The organism is Ralstonia pickettii, assembly GCF_000607165.1.
GTDB classification, from domain to species: Bacteria; Pseudomonadota; Gammaproteobacteria; order Burkholderiales; family Burkholderiaceae; genus Ralstonia; species Ralstonia holmesii.
This window is the reverse complement of record NZ_JFZG01000008.1, coordinates 203422-220943: the sequence shown is the minus strand read 5'-3', so window position 1 is coordinate 220943 and position 17522 is coordinate 203422. Positions and strand designations below refer to the sequence as shown.

General features: G+C 64.7%; 19 protein-coding genes. 13 read left to right on the top strand and 6 right to left on the bottom strand.

The genetic code is table 11. From position 1 onward, the window contains the following. The first annotated feature begins 1 nt into the window (after position 1). From zigA to BG83_RS0112465, 6 genes are all read left to right on the top strand, one after another. The gene (gene zigA / locus BG83_RS0112490; RefSeq protein ID WP_024977043.1) at positions 2-1309 is read left to right on the top strand and encodes a zinc metallochaperone GTPase ZigA; all 1308 of its coding nucleotides are present in this window, start codon (positions 2-4) and stop codon (positions 1307-1309) included. A 100-nt stretch (positions 1310-1409) separates the two neighbouring features. Then, complete coding sequence (locus tag BG83_RS0112485) at positions 1410-3011, top strand: ABC transporter substrate-binding protein (protein WP_024977042.1); 1602 nt, start codon at positions 1410-1412, stop codon at positions 3009-3011. A 157-nt stretch (positions 3012-3168) separates the two neighbouring features. Then, complete coding sequence (gene hslV / locus BG83_RS0112480) at positions 3169-3705, top strand: ATP-dependent protease subunit HslV (RefSeq protein WP_024977041.1); 537 nt, start codon at positions 3169-3171, stop codon at positions 3703-3705. A gap of 27 nt (positions 3706-3732) precedes the next feature. Next, positions 3733-5064 carry an ATP-dependent protease ATPase subunit HslU gene (gene hslU / locus BG83_RS0112475; RefSeq protein ID WP_024977040.1) on the top strand — a complete coding sequence of 444 codons (1332 nt, stop codon included), beginning with the start codon at positions 3733-3735 and terminating at the stop codon, positions 5062-5064. 214 nt (positions 5065-5278) lie between these two features. After that, the gene (locus BG83_RS0112470; RefSeq protein ID WP_024977039.1) at positions 5279-5893 is read left to right on the top strand and encodes a hypothetical protein; all 615 of its coding nucleotides are present in this window, start codon (positions 5279-5281) and stop codon (positions 5891-5893) included. 78 nt (positions 5894-5971) lie between these two features. Then, positions 5972-6175, top strand: coding sequence for a CsbD family protein (locus tag BG83_RS0112465; protein ID WP_024977038.1), 204 nt, complete (start codon positions 5972-5974; stop codon positions 6173-6175). Positions 6176-6208: 33 nt separating this feature from the next. Here BG83_RS0112465 and BG83_RS0112460 read toward each other — a convergent pair whose 3' ends face one another. Further along, positions 6209-6787, bottom strand: a complete 579-nt coding sequence (locus BG83_RS0112460; protein ID WP_024977037.1) for a response regulator transcription factor — start codon at positions 6785-6787, stop codon at positions 6209-6211. A gap of 49 nt (positions 6788-6836) precedes the next feature. Next, complete coding sequence (locus BG83_RS0112455; protein ID WP_024977036.1) at positions 6837-8183, bottom strand: ATP-binding protein; 1347 nt, start codon at positions 8181-8183, stop codon at positions 6837-6839. A gap of 145 nt (positions 8184-8328) precedes the next feature. Here BG83_RS0112455 and BG83_RS0112450 point away from each other — a divergent pair, with 145 nt between their 5' ends. Together BG83_RS0112450 and BG83_RS0112445 are read left to right on the top strand one after the other, a co-directional pair. Further along, positions 8329-8823, top strand: coding sequence for a copper chaperone PCu(A)C (locus BG83_RS0112450; protein WP_080693683.1), 495 nt, complete (start codon positions 8329-8331; stop codon positions 8821-8823). Between the two features lie 46 nt (positions 8824-8869). Then, positions 8870-9091, top strand: a complete 222-nt coding sequence (locus BG83_RS0112445) for a hypothetical protein (protein WP_024977034.1) — start codon at positions 8870-8872, stop codon at positions 9089-9091. Positions 9092-9095: 4 nt separating this feature from the next. Here BG83_RS0112445 and BG83_RS0112440 read toward each other — a convergent pair whose 3' ends face one another. Genes BG83_RS0112440 through BG83_RS0112430 form a run of 3 tightly spaced genes read right to left on the bottom strand, consistent with a single transcriptional unit; the run spans position 9096 to position 10156 of the window. Beyond that, positions 9096-9311 (bottom strand): cysteine-rich CWC family protein, encoded by a 216-nt coding sequence (locus tag BG83_RS0112440; RefSeq protein ID WP_024977033.1) that lies wholly within the window; start codon positions 9309-9311, stop codon positions 9096-9098. Further along, entirely contained in the window at positions 9308-9520 is a 213-nt protein-coding gene (locus BG83_RS0112435; RefSeq protein WP_024977032.1) for a zf-HC2 domain-containing protein, read from the bottom strand. Before BG83_RS0112435 ends, BG83_RS0112440 begins: the two co-directional genes overlap by 4 nt. A 42-nt stretch (positions 9521-9562) precedes the next feature. Further along, a complete protein-coding gene (locus tag BG83_RS0112430; protein ID WP_024977031.1) occupies positions 9563-10156 on the bottom strand; it encodes a sigma-70 family RNA polymerase sigma factor in 594 nt (197 codons plus the stop codon). A 171-nt stretch (positions 10157-10327) separates the two neighbouring features. Between BG83_RS0112430 and argB the strand changes: the two genes are divergently transcribed. From argB to slmA, 3 genes are read left to right on the top strand one after another with little or no spacing between them, the layout of a single operon-like run. Then, entirely contained in the window at positions 10328-11242 is a 915-nt protein-coding gene (gene argB / locus BG83_RS0112425) for an acetylglutamate kinase (RefSeq protein WP_024977030.1), read from the top strand. Then, positions 11242-12099 carry a pyrimidine 5'-nucleotidase gene (locus tag BG83_RS0112420; protein WP_024977029.1) on the top strand — a complete coding sequence of 286 codons (858 nt, stop codon included), beginning with the start codon at positions 11242-11244 and terminating at the stop codon, positions 12097-12099. The genes argB and BG83_RS0112420 overlap by 1 nt, the downstream gene beginning before the upstream one ends. A gap of 45 nt (positions 12100-12144) precedes the next feature. Continuing rightward, positions 12145-12795 carry a nucleoid occlusion factor SlmA gene (slmA, locus tag BG83_RS0112415; protein WP_024977028.1) on the top strand — a complete coding sequence of 217 codons (651 nt, stop codon included), beginning with the start codon at positions 12145-12147 and terminating at the stop codon, positions 12793-12795. Positions 12796-12857: 62 nt separating this feature from the next. On the opposite strand, the gene BG83_RS0112410 is transcribed toward slmA, so the two are convergent. Beyond that, positions 12858-14363 (bottom strand): PLP-dependent aminotransferase family protein, encoded by a 1506-nt coding sequence (locus BG83_RS0112410; RefSeq protein ID WP_024977027.1) that lies wholly within the window; start codon positions 14361-14363, stop codon positions 12858-12860. A gap of 153 nt (positions 14364-14516) precedes the next feature. Between BG83_RS0112410 and gabT the strand changes: the two genes are divergently transcribed. Then, positions 14517-15797 (top strand): 4-aminobutyrate--2-oxoglutarate transaminase, encoded by a 1281-nt coding sequence (gene gabT, locus BG83_RS0112405; RefSeq protein WP_024977026.1) that lies wholly within the window; start codon positions 14517-14519, stop codon positions 15795-15797. 4 nt (positions 15798-15801) lie between these two features. Continuing rightward, positions 15802-17304, top strand: coding sequence for an NAD-dependent succinate-semialdehyde dehydrogenase (locus tag BG83_RS0112400; protein ID WP_037031836.1), 1503 nt, complete (start codon positions 15802-15804; stop codon positions 17302-17304). Positions 17305-17522 lie beyond the last annotated feature (218 nt).

Genomic DNA, 17522 nt, shown 5'->3' with positions numbered 1-17522 from the left:
CATGTCCCGTCCGCTTCCCGTTACCGTGCTGTCTGGCTTCCTGGGCGCCGGCAAGACCACGCTGCTCAATCACGTGCTCGCCAACCGCGAGGGCAAGCGTGTGGCCGTGATCGTCAACGACCTGTCGGACGTCAACATCGACGCGCAGCTCGTGGGCGATGGCACGGCCACCAGTGCGCAGCTCTCTCGCACCGACGAGCGCATGGTGGAGCTGTCCAACGGCTGCATCTGCTGCACGCTGCGCGAAGACCTGCTCGACGAGATCGCGCGCCTGGCCCGTGAAGACCGCTTCGACTACCTGCTGATCGAGTCGACCGGCGTGGCCGAGCCGCTGCCGATTGCCGAGACCTTTACGTTTGAAGACGAGCAAGGCGACGTGCTGTCCGACCTCGCGCGTCTGGACACCATGGTCACCGTGGTCGATGCCCAGCACTTCCTGGCCGATTACGATGCTGCCGATTTCCTGTCAGACCGCGGCCAGGCACGTGACGAAGACGACGACCGCACCGTCGTCGACTTGCTGATCGAACAGGTCGAGTTTTGCGACGTGATCGTGCTCAACAAGATCGACCTCGTGAGCGATGCCGAGCGCGCGCGCCTGGCCGGCATCCTGCACTCGCTGAACCCGCGCGCGCGCATCGTGCCGGCATCGTTCGGCAAGGTGCCGCTGGACGAGATCCTCAACACCCATCGTTTCGATTTCGATGCCGCATCTGCCGCGCCGGCGTGGCTGGCGGAGCTGCGCGGTGAACACCTTCCGGAGACTGAAGCGCTCGGCATCCGCAGCTTCGTTTATCGGCGCCGCGTGCCATTCCACCCGCTGCGCCTGTGGGATCTGATGCATACCGAATGGCTGCGCGAACACGGCCGCGTGCTGCGCTCGAAGGGTTATTTCTGGCTGGCCTCGCGCATGGACACGGCGGGCAGCTGGGGTCAGGCTGGCGGCGTGATGCGTCATGGCGGTGCCGGCGCGTGGTGGGCTGCGGTGGATGAAGCCGAATGGCCCGACGAGGAAGAGGCCCGCGCAGACATTTCCGACAAGATGCACGACAACGGTGCGCCAGCGCGCTGGGGCGACCGTCGCCAGGAACTGGTCTTCATCGGCACGGATCTGGATGAAGCCGCGCTCATTGCGCAGCTCGATGCCTGCCTGCTGACAGATGCGGAGATGGCTGCCGGGCCAGAAGCCTGGGCCACGCTGGCCGACCCCTTCCCCGCGTGGGCCTACGACGACCACGACGATACCGGCTGGGACGAGGACCACGATCACCAACACGGTGACGACTGCGACTGCGGGCACCACCACTGAGCACGCAGACCCCCTGCTTCATCGACGTTGACACCGGCGTCGTCCGGTCCCGACAATCCCCGAACGTTTCGTTTTCGTCATGAACCATCGGGGAGTCGTCATGCCGGTCCTGCGTTTGCTGCGCGCCGCGAACCTGGTCGCTGCGCTGTCTTTTGCCACGGCGCTCTCGGCGCTCACACCGATTGGGGCGCATGCCCAGCCGGCCTCCACGCTGGTGATTGGGCTGTCGAGCGACATCACTTCGCTCGATCCGCACTTCCACAACGTCACGCCCAATTCGAACGTTGCCGAGCATATGTTCGAAGCGCTGATCGCCAAGGACGAGAAGATGCGCCTGAAGCCGGGCCTCGCCACGTCGTGGAAGGCCCTGAGCGATACGGTATGGGAGATCAAGCTGCGCCCTGGCGTGCATTTCCATGACGGCAGCGAATTCACCTCGGCCGATGTCGTCTATTCGCTGGCGCGCCCGGCCACCATCAAGAACAGCCCATCGCCGTTCACGATCTACACGCGTGGTTTCAAGGACGTGACGGCGGTCGACAAGCTGACCGTGCGCATCACCACGAACGGCCCGTACCCCCTGGTGCCGAACGACTTGTCGACCATCTACATGGTGTCGAAGAAGGCCGTCGAAAAAGCGGGCGCGGACGACTTCAACAACGGCCGCGCCATGATCGGCACCGGGCCGTACAAGTTCGTCTCCTTCAACCGCGGCGATCGCGTGGAACTCACGCGCTTTGACGGCTACTGGGGCAAGAAGCCGCAATGGCAGCACGTGACGCTGCGCATCCTGACGGCCGACGCGCCGCGCGTGGCGGCACTGCTGGCGGGCGACGTGCAGGTCATCGAGAACGTGCCGAGCTCAGACATCAAGAAGCTGTCGACCAACCCGGCTGTGACGGTGTTCAAGATGCCGGTGTTCCGCATGATGTATCTGCACATGGATTCGAACCGCGATGTGTCGCCGTTCGTGACCGACAAGGCCGGCAAGCCGCTGCCGAAGAACCCGCTCAAGGATGCACGCGTGCGTGAGGCGATCTCGCTGGCGATCTCGCGCCAAGCCATCGTTGATCGCGTGATGGAAGGCGCTGCCGAGCCGACCGGCCAACTCGTCAACAGCGCGCTGTTCGGCCACGTACCGGGCCTGAAGGCACCTGTGGCGGACCCGGCCGCAGCGAAGAAACTGCTCGCCCAGGCCGGCTACCCCGATGGTTTTGCCATCACGCTGCACGCCACCAACAACCGTTACCCGAACGATGACCGCGTCGCACAGGTGATCGCTTCGATGCTTTCGCGGGTGGGCATTGCCACCAAGGTCGAGACGCTGCCATCAGCGTCGTTCTTCACGCGGGCGAACAAGTTGGACTTTTCGTTTCTGCAAGCCGGCTGGGGTGCGGATACCGGCGAAGTCAGTTCGAGCCTGAAGGCGCTGCTGGCGACTTACGACCCGGCGCGCGGCTGGGGGGCGTCCAATCGCGGACGCTATTCGAACCCGGCGCTTGATGCCAAGCTGGCTGAAGCCCTGCAGACCTTGGACGACAGCAAGCGCGAGAGGCTGCTGCAGGAAGCCACGGAAATCGGCATACGCGATTACGGTGTGATTCCGCTCTACTTCAACATCAACGTGTGGGCTGCGCGCAAGGGTTACACGGTGGTGCCGCGTCTGGATGAGCGCACCTACGCGTTCGATGTGACCCACTGAAACGGTAAGAAGCCCAGCAAGAAGCGATTTCCGGCGCACAAAAAGTGTGCGCTGTGACGGAAATCAGGCTTGAAATCCTCGGGGCTGGCGTCAAGTATGAAGTTCTTTGGCCGGCCCGCTGGGGGTCGCGCCAAGCCGGACCCCTAGGAACAAGCGCATGGAACAGTATCACGGCACCACCATCGTCAGCGTGCGGCGCGGCAACCACGTCGCGCTCGGCGGCGACGGCCAGGTCACGCTGGGCAATATCGTGATGAAAGGCTCGGCTCGCAAAGTGCGCGCCATCCATGATGGCAAGGTGCTGGTCGGCTTTGCCGGCGCCACCGCCGACGCCTTCTCCCTGCTCGACCGTTTTGAAGCCAAGTTGCAGAAGCACCAGGGCAACCTGCTGCGCTCCGCCGTCGACCTGGCCAAGGACTGGCGCACCGATCGCGCCCTGCGCCACCTTGAAGCGATGCTGATCGTCGCCGACCGCGAAGCCACGCTCGTCATCACCGGCAACGGCGATGTGCTCGACCCGGAAGGCGGTATCGCTGCCATCGGCTCGGGCGGCTCGTATGCACAATCGGCCGCCAAGGCGCTCATGGAGAACACCGACCTCGCTCCGCGCGATGTGGTGGAAAAATCGCTGCGCATCGCTGGCGAACTCTGCATCTACACCAACACCAATTTCGTGATCGAGACGCTCGAATAATCGAACGCCTTCATCGACAGGATTCCCATGTCTGAAACCATGACGCCGTCAGAAATCGTCTCCGAACTCGACAAGCACATCATCGGCCAGCACAAGGCCAAGAAGGCCGTCGCCGTGGCGCTGCGCAACCGTTGGCGCCGCCAACAGGTGGGAGACCCGCTGCGCCAGGAAATCACGCCCAAGAACATCCTGATGATCGGACCGACCGGCGTGGGCAAGACCGAGATCGCCCGCCGCCTGGCCAAGCTGGCCGACGCACCGTTCATCAAGATCGAGGCGACCAAGTTCACCGAGGTGGGCTACGTCGGCCGCGATGTCGACACCATCGTGCGCGATCTGGCCGAGATGGCCGTCAAGCAGACGCGCGAATCCGAGATGAAGAAGGTGCGCGCCAAGGCCGAAGATGCGGCCGAGGATCGCATTCTCGACGTCCTGATCCCGCCGCCGCGCGACATCGGTTTTGCGCAGCCCGAAGAGAAGGACTCGACCGCGCGCCAGACCTTCCGCAAGAAGCTGCGCGAAGGCCAGCTCGACGACAAGGAAATCGAACTGGAAGTGTCGGCCGGCACGCCGAGCATGGACATCATGGGGCCGCCCGGCATGGAAGACATGACCGAGCAGATCCGCTCGATGTTCGCCGGCCTGGGCCAGGGCAAGAAGAACCGTCGCAAGATGAAGGTGAAGGAAGCCTTCAAGCTGCTGATCGACGAAGAGGCCGCGAAGCTCGTGAACGAGGATGAGCTCAAGCAGAAGGCGGTGGCCAACGTCGAGCAGAACGGCATCGTGTTCCTGGACGAGATCGACAAGATCGCCAGCCGCAGCGAATACGGCGGCGGCGAGGTGTCGCGCCAGGGCGTGCAGCGCGACTTGCTGCCGCTGGTGGAAGGCACGACCGTGAACACCAAGTACGGGATGATCAAGACCGATCACATCCTGTTCATCGCGTCGGGCGCGTTCCATCTGTCCAAGCCGAGCGACCTGATTCCCGAACTGCAGGGCCGATTCCCGATTCGCGTGGAGCTGGATTCGCTGTCGGTGGAGGATTTCCGCGCGATTCTCACGCAGACCGACGCGAGCCTCACCAAGCAATATCAGGCGCTGCTGAAGACCGAAGGTGTCGACCTCGTGTTTGCCGAAGATGGTATTCGTCGCTTGGCCGAGATCGCATGTTCGGTCAACGAGAAGGTCGAGAACATTGGCGCACGCCGTTTGTACACGGTGATGGAGCGACTGCTTGAAGACCTGTCCTTCCACGCACACAAATCGTCGGGCGAGACCGTGACCATCGACGCCGCGTACGTCGACGAGCGTTTGAACGAGCTGTCGGGTAACGAAGACCTGTCCCGCTACGTGCTGTAAGCGTGTAAGCAACGCATTCAATATGCCCTGCGGGCCGCATCGGAGACGATGCGGCCCGTTTTGTTTGGGCGCCCGCCAAGCCAAGCCTGGCAAGGGTTTCATCAGGATCGTGCGTGGTCAGGTCCGTTATCTGCTGAAGAAGGTGGTGCCGCACAGACAATGCGCGCCGCGCACCTGGCGTGCGCGATTCCCACCACGACAAGGAGAGAAGCGTATGAAACCGATCCAACGCCTGGCCCTGTGTTGCGTGCTTGCCTGCGCCCCGTTGGGCATCGCCCACGCCCAGCTCACGCCCGCGCCAACCGGCCCCGCCGGCGCCTCGGCACCGAACGATGCCAAGCGCGCCGCTTACGACAGTGCCGTCAAGCAAGCCGATGCCAATTACAAAGCCGCCAAGGACAAGTGCGATGCGATGAAGGGCAATGACCGCGACGTCTGCCGTGCGCAGGCCAAGGGCGATTACAACGTCGCCAAGGCCAATGCGATGGTGGAGCGCGACGGCACTGAAGCCGCCCGCAACCGCGCCGCCAAGGAAAAGGCCGAGGCCGACTACGACGTCGCCAAGACCAAGTGCGATGCCATGAAGGGCAACGATAAAGACACCTGCGTGAAGGATGCCAAGGCCGCCTATACGCGTGCCAAGGGCGGTGACGAGGTGAGCCATGCCAAGGCCACGGGCACTGCCAAGGACGTCAGCGAAGCGCGCCGCGATGCCGTCAAGGACACCAACGACGCCAACTACAAGGCCGCCAAGGAACGCTGCGATGCGATGTCGGGCGACGCCAAGACGAAGTGTCAGAACGACGTGGCCGCCAAGTTCAAGAAGTAAGCCGTACGGAAGTGTGTACACGGGCGGCCTGCGGGTCGCCCCTGCTTTTGTCTCAATCTCAATCGCAACGGAGGACGTATGAACTGGGACCAGATCGAAGGTAAATGGGATCAGGCCAAGGGCAAGGTCAAGGAAAAGTGGGGCCAGCTCACCGACGATGACCTCACCGTGATCCGCGGCAAGCGCGACCAGCTTGCCGGCAAGATCCAGGAACGCTACGGCTATACGAAGGAACGCGCCGAAGACGAGCTCAAGGCGTGGGAGCGCGATACCCGCTGGTGATGCAGCGCTGAGGTAGCCTTATGCGGCCGGCGTTTATTTGGCGACCGGCCGTTTGCCCAGCTTGCGTTGCAGCGTGCGCCGATGCATGTTGAGCGCCCGCGCGGTGGCGGAGATATTGCCGCCGTGCTCGGCCAGCACGCGCTGGATGTGTTCCCACTCCAGTCGCGCGACAGACAGCGGCGCCGGGTTCTCCATCGTCTGCTCCGCCACGGCTTCAGACACGCCAACCTGCAACGCCAGCAGAATCGAATCGACGTTGGCCGGTTTGGCCAAGTATTCGTCGGCCCCCAGTTTGACCGCCTGCACAGCGGTGGCAATGCTCGCGTAGCCCGTGAGGATCAGCATGCGCGCGTCGGGCAGGGCTTGGCGCAATGGGGCAATCCAGTGCAGACCGGAATCCGTCCCGCCATGGGGCATCAGGCCCTTGTCGCTCGCGGCCAAGTGCAGATCCACAGTGACATACGAAAAGCGTGTCTGGCGTGCCAGTGCCAGCGCTTCGCCGCCGGTGTGCGCGATCTGCGGAGCAAAGCCGCGACGCGTGAGCGCGCGCGCCAGCGTCTGCGCAAAGACGTCGTCGTCATCGAGAATCAAAAAGGGGGCGGGCTGCTGCATGGTGTTCTCCGGGGCCGTACGTGCGCGGGGGCTGTGTCAGGCCGTCTCGTTATGTGAAGAGGGTGGGCGCGCCAATGATGGGGGCGGCCGCGTGTTCCATCGGACCGCCAACCGGCAGTCGGAGTTCGGCAATGGCGCCTTGGGGCGGGTTCGGACGTAGCACCACGGTACCACCCAAGCGACGAGCCGTGGTGGAGGCCAGATACAGCCCGATGCCGTGACCGCCGTGCCGGCTCGGTACCGGCGTACGGCCCAGGGACGTGCGCAAGTCTTCCGGCAAGCCCAACCCCGTATCGACGATGGACAGTACGATCTGCGGCGGCATATCGCGGAGCACATCCGGATTGGCGTCGATCTTGGCCGTCAGCAGCAGCGGCACCAGATCGCGCCCGGCGTGCTGCTGGCTGCGGGCGGCGTTGTCCAGCAGGATGGTGAGGATCTGGCCGACGTTCACTGCATCCAATTCCACCGCTTGCGCTGCGGGCGATGTCTCCGTGTGGAGGCGGATGTCCGGATGCCGCAGCTGCCACGTCTGCGTGAAATCGGGCAACCATTGGCCGAGCGGCTCGGGCGCGCCGTCGTTGGGTTTGCGCTGCAGGCGCGCCAGGGCGGCGCGGCACAGTTCGAGTTGCTGCTCGATGGCGCGCAGGTCTTCGCGGTACGGGCCGAGCGGGGAATCGGGCTGCTTCGCGTCGTGCTGCAGCTCGCCGGTGATGACGGCCACGGTAGACAGCGGTGTGCCCATTTCGTGCGCTACGCTCGCGCCTTGCGACATCAGGGCTTCGATGCGTTGCTCGCGCAGCAGTCGCTCGCGCGCTTCGGTCAGTTGCGCATCGCTCTCGCGCAGCGCGGCGGACAGGCGCGCCGTAAAACCGGCGATCATCGCGCTGCTGGCCACGAAATCGATCCACATGCCCGCCAGGTGATACGCCACCGCATCGGCCTGGTTCGCCAGCTTCAGCGGGATGTAGTTGCCCAGCATCATGCTGTAGGCGGCCAGCGCGTAAAGCGTCAGGCCCACCACGTGTGCGATTGGCAGCATGGCCGCCGCAATTGCCAGCGCCGGCAGGTAGAACGAGACGAACGGATTGGTCGCGCCACCTGTGAAATACAGCAGAGCAGACAGCGCGGTCAGGTCCACCAGAAGTTGAACGGTGATCTCAATATGCTGCACGGGCCGGTTGCGCCGCACGCGCCATCCGGTGAGCAGGTTGAACAGCGCATGCAGGCCCATCACGCTCAGCAGCGGCACCACCGGCAGTTGCACGCCAAATACCAGCGGCGCGAGCAGCATCAGGACCAGTTGAGTGGCCAGCAGACTCCATCGCAGCCAGAAGAGGCGGCGTAGACTGGACGCGTCCAGCAGTGGCGCGGCAAGAGACAGGGTGAAAAGCATGGTGGACAAGTGTAAACGTGCGCACCGCGCGGTTATCCGCGCGGCGATGCGTCAATCAGCCGCACAATTGTGCACCCAACCTATCTCCCCACAGACGCTGTGCTTTAATGCGCAGCACGTTTGTCCCCGACAGGAGCCCTTGATGATGACGTCCCGATCGATCCGTTCTTCCGCTTGCCTGGCTGTGCTCACGGCTGGCTTGCTCGCCAGCGCCGCTGCTTTCGCACAGGTCACGGTGCAGGACGCCTGGGTGCGCGGCACCGTGCCGGGTCAGACGTCCAGCGGCGCGTTCATGACGCTGCAATCGGCCGACGGTGCCAAGGTGGTTGGCGTATCGACGCCCGTGGCCGGCACGGCTGAGATCCACGAGATGAAGATGGAAGGCGACGTAATGCGCATGCGCGCGATGCCCTCGCTGGATCTGCCGAAGGGCCAGACCGTGCAGCTCAAGCCGGGCGGCTACCACGTGATGTTGATGAACCTGAAACAGCCGCTGGTGAAGGACACCACCGTGCCGATCACGCTCAAGGTGGAGCTGGCCGACAAGCGCGTTGTCGAGCAGAAGGTGGATGCCCGCGTACGCGACCTGACCGCCGGCAACATGCCCGCCATGAACCACGGCGGCGAACACAAACATTGATGGCTTGCGGCGAGTGTCGCTTCAAGCCACGTAAGGGAGCACTCCCATGGCTAACAAGACACTAGGCACTCGCCAGAAACTGACGTTCCGCATCGAACCTTCAACGAAGGCTGGCACTGCGCGCCCGCGCAACGTTCTCGTGCCGCTCGCTCGCGGCCGCAAGGCCGGTGCCCATACCGAAGGCGGCCACGCTGAGCGTCAGCGCGGCCGAGCCGACGTCCGCCGTGCTCTGCGCACGCTGGACGACGACAGCAAAGACAAGGACTGATCGCTCAGTCGGATTCAGACGCTGCCCTTGCCTGCGCAATCGCTTCGCGCAGGCAACGCTGGCAGCGGCAGCCCTGTCCCGGGCGCCGCGCGTTGGCAGGCAGCGTTTTTTCGGACATGCACCAGCATGTCGCGTCGGGCTGCTTGCCGTCGCCGATGGCTCCGCAGTGCAATTCCGCGCCGCAGATCGCACATACGGTGTTGGCGACCGACGAGGTCACGCTTGGCTGCTCCCGTCGTCGTCTTGTCCGAGCTTGTGCATCGCCTGACGCAGAAACCCCATCTGGTGCGAGAACCGCGTACACGCATCGCAGGCAAACAGATGCACGCGCAGCCGTAGCCGCTCGCCTGTGGACAGGTCGCGGTCCATCTTCGACACCAGCATGCGGTGGGCTTCCTTGCAGGTGGGCAGTCCCCAACGGTTCGGCATGGTTGTTCTCTGTGATGCGGCTCAGGTGCGCCTATGGGCGATTCAGGCGGCGGCGGGCTGATTGCCAAACCAGTGCAGGTCAAGGCACTCGCGCAGGCGCATGCGGGCACGGTAGAGCAGTGCCCATGCATTGGTCGCCGTGATCTGCAATTCCTGACAGATTTCCTCGGTTTCCAACTCCAGCCATTCGCGCATCATGAAGACGCGGCCCACGCGCGGCGGCAGGCGATCGACGCACATTTGCAGCACGTCGAAGAACTCGCGCCGTGACAGCGCGGCATCGGGGTCTCCCCAGTCGGACGGCGGGCTGGTGTAGTGGCCGTCGGCGGCGAACAAGCTGTCGAAGACGGCCTCGTCGGAATGCATGCCTGCCTCGTCGGATTCACCACCCGAAAGCAGTGAGACGCGCACTTCGCGCCGCCCCGAGCGGATCGCATCGACGATCTTGTGCTTGAGGATGCCGATCACGTACGTCTTGAGCGAGGCATTGCCGGCAAAGCGCTCGGGGTGTTCGAGCACCGCCAGGATGGTGTCAGCCACCGTGTCTTCAGCCAAGGCCGTGTCACGCAATTGCAGTTGCGCAAAGCGCAGCAGGTGAGGGCGCAGCGCGTCGAGTTGGTCGGGTGCGATGGCCATGTTTCCCCAGGGTGTTCTTTCGTGGCAACGGTATGGCAGGCACGCAAGGTGCGCCGTCAGACCGTAGCGCCTTTTCTTGTAAAATCGCGCCTGCCGAAAATGGGCTGCTTCGTTTTTGTAGCACGCGACATTCGGCGTTCCATCATACCCGCCCAACCGGATGTCACCGTCATGACCGCTTCTGCTGCCCCCGACCCTGCTGGCCTCGCGCACGTTGCGCCGGCGTTGAAGGCTGAAATTCTCGCGCAGGCCCTGCCTTACATTCGCAAGTTTCACGGCAAAACCATCGTCGTCAAGTACGGCGGCAACGCCATGACGGAGGAAAAGCTCAAGCACGGCTTCGCGCGCGACGTGATCCTGCTCAAGCTGGTCGGCATGAACCCGGTGGTGGTGCACGGCGGCGGCCCGCAAATCGACGAAGCCCTGAAGAAGGTCGGCAAGCAAGGCACCTTCATCCAGGGCATGCGTGTGACCGATGAAGAGACCATGGAAGTGGTCGAGTGGGTGCTCGGCGGCGAAGTTCAGCAGGACATCGTCATGCTGATCAACCAGTACGGCGGCCAAGCGGTCGGCCTGACCGGCAAGGACGGTGGCCTGATCCGCGCCAAGAAGCTGAAGATGCCGGACCGCGAGCATCCGGGCAAGTTCATCGACATCGGTTTCGTGGGCGACATCGAAGCGATCAACCCGGCGGTGGTCAAGGCGCTGCAGGACGACGCGTTCATTCCTGTCATCTCGCCCATCGGCTTCTCCGATGACGGTCAGGCCTACAACATCAACGCCGACGTCGTGGCCGGCAAGATGGCCGAGATCCTGAAGGCTGAGAAGCTGGTCATGATGACCAACATTCCCGGCGTGATGGACAAGCAGGGCAATCTGCTGACCGACCTGTCGGCGCGCGAGATCGACGAGCTGTTTGCCGACGGCACGATCTCGGGCGGCATGCTGCCGAAGATTTCGTCGGCGCTGGATGCCGCCAAGAGCGGCGTGAACTCGGTGCACATCGTCGATGGCCGTATCGAGCACTCGCTGCTGCTGGAAATCCTGACCGAACAGGCGTTCGGCACGATGATCCGCTCGCACTGATGCGAACCACTCGGGCGGTGCGGGTGCGCCATGCTGCGCGCGCCTTCCCGCGCGAGGTGCCGGCGGGCTCTCCGCCCGCCCGGCAGCCGGTCTGGCTGTTCGACCTCGACAACACACTTCACCACGCATCGCACGCGATCTTTCCGCAGATCAACCGGCTGATGACGGCGTACGTGGCGCGCGTGCTCGGCACGGACGACGCCACCGCCAGCCAGGTGCGCGTGGATTACTGGCGCCGCTATGGCGCCACGATTCTGGGCATGGTCCGCCATCACGGCGTCGACCCCGCTGATTTCCTTGCTGAGGCCCACCGCTTTGAAGACCTGCGCGCCATGGTGCGCGCGGAGCGCGGCCTCGCCCAGTTGCTGCGCGCCCTGCCGGGGCGCAAGATTCTGCTGACCAACGCGCCGGCCGCCTACGCGCGCGAGGTGCTGCGGCTCATTGGCCTGAAGCGCGCGTTCCTACGCGAAATCGCCGTCGAGCACATGTGGGTGCACCGGCGCCTGCGTCCGAAACCTGACCCGCTGATGCTGCGCCGGTTGCTCGCACGCGAACGTATTGCGCCATCGCGCGCCATCCTCGTCGAAGACACGCTTTCTCACCTCAAACGCTATCGGCGCCTGGGGATTCGCACGGTATGGGTGACGGGTTATCTGCGGCGCGTGCCGCCCGGCGTGCAGCCGACTTCCGCTGCCGATGCATTGCATCCAATGCAAGCGACGGCAGTTGGCGCGCGTGCAAATTCACCACATCAACCGGCCGCCACACCGATTTTGTTCGCCAACCGGCCCGGCTATGTGAGCGTGAAAGTAAAATCGGTGCTTCAACTAAAACGAAGGCTTGTTCGACGCGGCTAGGCAGTGGTAACTCCGCGCTCGGAACGGGAGAGGGGCCAGGAAGTCATGAGCAACGCGCAAACGGAGTTTCCGACCGCCGAGCCGGTCGCGGACGTCGCCATAGCAGCACCGCCGGTACGCAAACGCCCCCGACCGGGCGAGCGCCGCGTGCAGATTCTGCAGACGCTTGCCGGCATGCTCGAGCATCCGCGCGGTGAAAAGATCACAACCGCAGGCTTGGCTGCACGGCTGGATGTCTCCGAAGCGGCGTTGTACCGCCACTTCGCCAGCAAGGCGCAGATGTTCGAAGGGCTGATCGAATTCATCGAGCAGACCGTCTTCGGCCTCATCAACCAGATCACCTTGCGTGAAGAACACGGCTTGCGCCAGGCGCATGCCATCGCGCACATGCTCCTGTCGTTTGCCGACAAGAATCCGGGCATGACGCGCGTGCTGGTGGGCGACGCGCTGGTCGGCGAAGACGAGCGCCTGCCCGAGCGCATGGCGCAGTGCCTGGATCGCATCGAGGCGTCGCTCAAGCAGAGTCTGCGCATGGCGGTTACGCAGGGTGCCTGGCCGGCGGATGCCGACATCGCTTCGCGCGCCAACTTGGTTGTGTGCGCGGTGCTGGGGCGCTGGCATCGGTACGCCAAGAGCGGCTTCCGGAAGTCTCCGGTGGAAGGTGCGGATGCGCAGTTGCGGGTGCTGTTGGCCTGAGCGTGCTTCGCCCCAAGTAAAAGCCCCGCGATGCGGGGCTTTTTTGTTGCGTGCAGCGTTGGTCAGCCGACGGTGCGCACCGCCTCCGCCAACGTATGAAACCGCGCCCCAATCTGCTCTGTTTCCACATGGCCATAGCCGAGCAGCAGTCCGGGCAAGCGGCGTGCGTCGTCCTGGTAATAACGTGAGAGCGGGCGCGTGACGACGTCATTGGCGAGTGCAAGATCAGCAACGGCCACATCGTTGGTGCCGGCCGGCAAGCCCAGCACGAGATGCAGGCCCGACGCACCGTCATGCACGGGCAGCGCGTCGCCGAACTCGTGGGCGATGGACGCCAGCAGCGTTTCGCGCCGTTCCGCATACACACCACGCATGCGCCGGATGTGGGAGACGAAATGGCCCTCCGCAATGAAGTCCGCCAGCACGGCCTGCGTGAGAATCTGGCCGCCGCGGAACATCTCCGACAGCCCCGTCGTAAACGCATCGGCCAGCGCGGGCGGCACGACCAGATAGCCAATCCGCAAGCTGGGGAACAGCACTTTCGAGAACGTGCCCATGTAGAGCACGCGCCCGCCATCATCCAGCCCTTGCAAAGAAGGCAGCGGGCGGCTGCCGTAGCGGAATTCGCTGTCGTAGTCGTCTTCGACGATCCATGCATCGGTTGCGTGGGCGGTGGCCAGCAGCGCACGGCGTCGCGCGAGGCTCATCACCGAACCCAGCGGATATTGGTGCGAGGGCGAGACCACCATGAGCTTCGGCGGCTTGCTGCGCTGACGCCCGCGCGTCGGGATGTCGAAGCGCATGCCTTCATCGTCCACCGGCAGTGGCACGGTGCGCACGCCCGCAGCGGTGAGTACGCTGCGCACGCCCCAGTAGCCGGGGTCTTCGATCCATGCACTGTCGCCGGCATCGCACAGCAGCTGCGCGATGAGTTGGAGCGACGGGTGGATGCCTGCAGTGACGATGATCTGCTCGGGCTCGCAGCGCACGCCACGCGCGGTGCGCAGGTAATCGGCCAGCGCGGTGCGCAGCGGCAGGTAGCCCGCGCCAACGGGATACGTCAGCAGCGCGGGTGAAGGCTTGCGCAGCAGCCGGTTGTGCAAGCGCGACCAGATGCGCGCCGGAAACATCCGCACCTCCGGTACGCCCGGCATGAAGGCGCCCCATTGGCGCGAACTGGCGCCCGCATCGCGCACCAGCGCACGGCCGCGCGTTGAGAGTATCGGCGAGGACGGCATGGCCGCTTCAGTGATCGGCGCGGGTGCCACTGCGGCAACCGGTGCGGGGGCTGCGTCCAGCCGGTCTGGCGCGGTATCGGCGACGAAGGTGCCGCTGCCCACGCCTGCCGACACATAGCCTTCCACGCTGAGCTGCTCATAGACGTGGATGACCGTGTTGCGCGCGATGCCCAGTTCGGTGGCCAACTGCCGCGACGACGGCAGGCGCGTGCCCGGCTGCAGCTCGTCGCGCAGGATGCCCTCCTGCAACACGCGGTACAGGCGGCGGTGGTCGGGCTCGCCGCCCGGCTCTGCACGGTCGAAGCGGCGTTGCAGGTAGTCGACCAGCATGCTGGCGCGGTGGGTGGGGGAATGGTCGGCCATGGTGCGCGATGGAACCAAAGTGGTTCCAAAAGAAAAACCTGATTGGGTCTTATTGTACAGAGCCAATGGGGCCACACTGGGCCGCATCGTCTCTTTCTTGACCCAACGCACAAGACCGCCATGAACGCCCGAGACCCGCAACAGAACGCCCAATGGAATGCCCGCCGCCTGGCCGCTACGCCGCGCGGCGTTGGTGTGATGACCGACCGCTACGCCGAGCGCGCCGAGAACGCCCTGTTCTGGGACGTGGAAGGCCGCCGCTACATTGACTTCGCGGCCGGCATTGCCGTGGTCAACACGGGCCATCGCCACCCGCGTCTGGTGCAGGCCGTGCGCGAGCAGCTGGATCACTTCACGCACACCGCTTTCCAGATCGTGCCGTACGGTTCGTACGTCGAGTTGGCCGAGCGCCTGAACGCGATCACGCCAGGCTCGCACGCCAAAAAGACCGCGTTCTTCACCACGGGCGCCGAGGCTGTGGAAAACGCCATCAAGATCGCACGGGCGCACACGGGCCGCCCGGGTGTGATCGCACTCACGGGCGCGTTCCACGGCCGTACGTTCATGGGTATGTCGCTGACGGGCAAGGTGGTGCCGTACAAGACGGGCTTCGGACCGTTCCCGGGCAGCATCTATCACGTGCCGGCGCCCGTCGCGCTGCATGGCGTGAGCACGCAGGATGCGCTTGACGCCATCCAGCGCCTGTTCAAGGCCGATATCGATCCGCGCCAGGTGGCCGCCATCATCTTCGAGCCGGTGCAGGGCGAGGGCGGCTTCTACCAGATGCCCGCCGATTTCGTACGCGCCGTGCGTGCGCTGTGCGATGAACACGGCATCGTGATGATCGCCGACGAAGTCCAAACCGGCTTTGCCCGCACCGGCAAGCTGTTTGCCATGGAGCACACGGGCGTGCTGCCAGACATCACGACGATGGCCAAGGGCCTGGCCGGCGGCCTGCCGTTGTCCGCCGTCACGGGCCGCGCAGAAATCATGGACGCGCCGGCTCCGGGCGGGCTCGGCGGCACCTACGCCGGCAACCCGCTGGCGGTGGCGTCGGCGCATGCGGTGCTCGACATCATTGCCGACGAGAAACTGTGCGAGCGCTCCGCCGCGCTGGGCGCACGTCTGGTCGACGCGCTGAATGCTGCCAAGGCCAAGCAGTCGCGCATTGCCGAAGTGCGTGGCGTGGGCGCGATGGTTGCTGTCGAATTCAATACGCCGGACGGCAAGCCGGACGCCGATTTCACCAAGCTCGTGCAGCAGCGCGCGCTCGAAGCCGGCCTGCTCCTCCTGTCGTGCGGCGTGTACGGCAACGTGATCCGCTTCCTGTTCCCGCTCACGATTGAAGACGCGGTGTTCGAAGAGGGCCTTGCCATCCTGCAACGCGCACTGGAGAGCTGACACCATGACCCGCACCGATCTGCCGAGCGCGCCGGTTACGCCACCGATCGCACTGAAAGACCCCGGCCTGTGGCGCACGCAAGCGTTCCTCGCCGGCACCTGGGCCGATGCCGATGACGGCGCCACGCGCGACGTGACCGATCCCGCCACCGGCCGCAAGATCGGCACCGTGCCCGGCATGGGCGCCGCCGAAACACGCCGCGCCATCGATGCCGCACAGGTTGCGCAACGCGCCTGGCGCAAGGTGAGCGCACGCGATCGCGCCAGGATCCTGCGCAAGCTGGCCGATTTGATGATGGAACATCAGCAGGATCTCGCTGCCATCCTCACGGCCGAACAAGGCAAGCCGCTGCCGGAAGCTGCCGGCGAAATCGCCTACGCCGCGTCATTCATCGAATGGTTTGCGGAAGAAGCACGCCGGATTTACGGCGACACGATTCCCTCGCCGCAGGGCGATCGCCGCATCGTCGTGCAGAAGGAGCCGATCGGCGTGAGCGCGGCCATCACGCCATGGAATTTCCCCATCGCGATGATGACGCGCAAGGTTGGCCCGGCGCTGGCGGCCGGTTGCTCGATGGTCGTGAAGCCCGCGCTGGAAACGCCCTACTCTGCGCTCGCATTTGCCGAGCTGGCCGTGCGCGCTGGCGTGCCGGCGGGCCTGCTGTCCATCGTCACGGGCGATTCGCAGGCGATTGGCGGCGAGCTGACGTCCAACCCGATCGTGCGCAAGCTCAGCTTCACGGGCTCCACGGCGGTCGGTCGCTTGCTGATGCGCCAGTGCGCCGACGACATCAAGAAGCTGTCGCTCGAACTGGGCGGCAACGCGCCGTTCATCGTGTTTGACGATGCCGACGTCGATGCGGCGGTGGAAGGCGCGATGATCGCCAAGTACCGCAACGCAGGCCAAACCTGCGTGTGCGCGAATCGCTTTTACGTGCAACGCGGCATCTACGACACGTTTGCTGCCAAGCTCGCCGACGCTGTGCGTGAGCTGCGCGTCGGCAACGGCACGGAGCCCGGCGTGCAGCAGGGCCCGCTGATCCACATGCGCGCGATGGACAAGGTGCAGCAGCATCTGGACGACGCCGTGCGCCAAGGTGCGCGCGTCCTGGTGGGCGGCAAGCCGCATGCGCTGTCCGCGCAGGGCGGTGCGTTCTTCGAGCCGACCGTCGTGGTCGATGCGAAGCCGGGCATGCTGCTCGCGCATGAAGAAACGTTCGGCCCGCTGGCTGCGCTCATTCCCTTCGACACGGAAGACGAGGCCGTGGCCGCCGCCAACGACACCGAGTTCGGGCTGGCCGCGTATTTCTACACTCGCGATCTGGGCCGCGCGTGGCGTGTTTCGGACGCGTTGGAGTCTGGAATGGTTGGCGTCAATACGGGGCTGATCTCGACGGCCGAAGCGCCGTTTGGCGGCGTCAAGCAATCGGGGCTCGGCCGCGAAGGTTCGAAATACGGCATCGACGAATACCTGGAGATCAAGTACATCAATATGGCAGGCCTTTGATCCGGCATATGGCGGGGAATCGGACGCATCACGATGCGGTGATGCGTCCGCCGCCGCTTGCTCTATAATCACTTCCCTCTGGCGCGCCGATTTGACGACTGGCTTGCGGGCGCGCGGGAGTTCAGACATCCACGGATGTGGCTCTGGGCTCTCATTACAAATGCGGCTAAAGAGGTTCGGTCAGAGCGGGGGTGGTGAAAGCAAGCGCCCCACGTGCG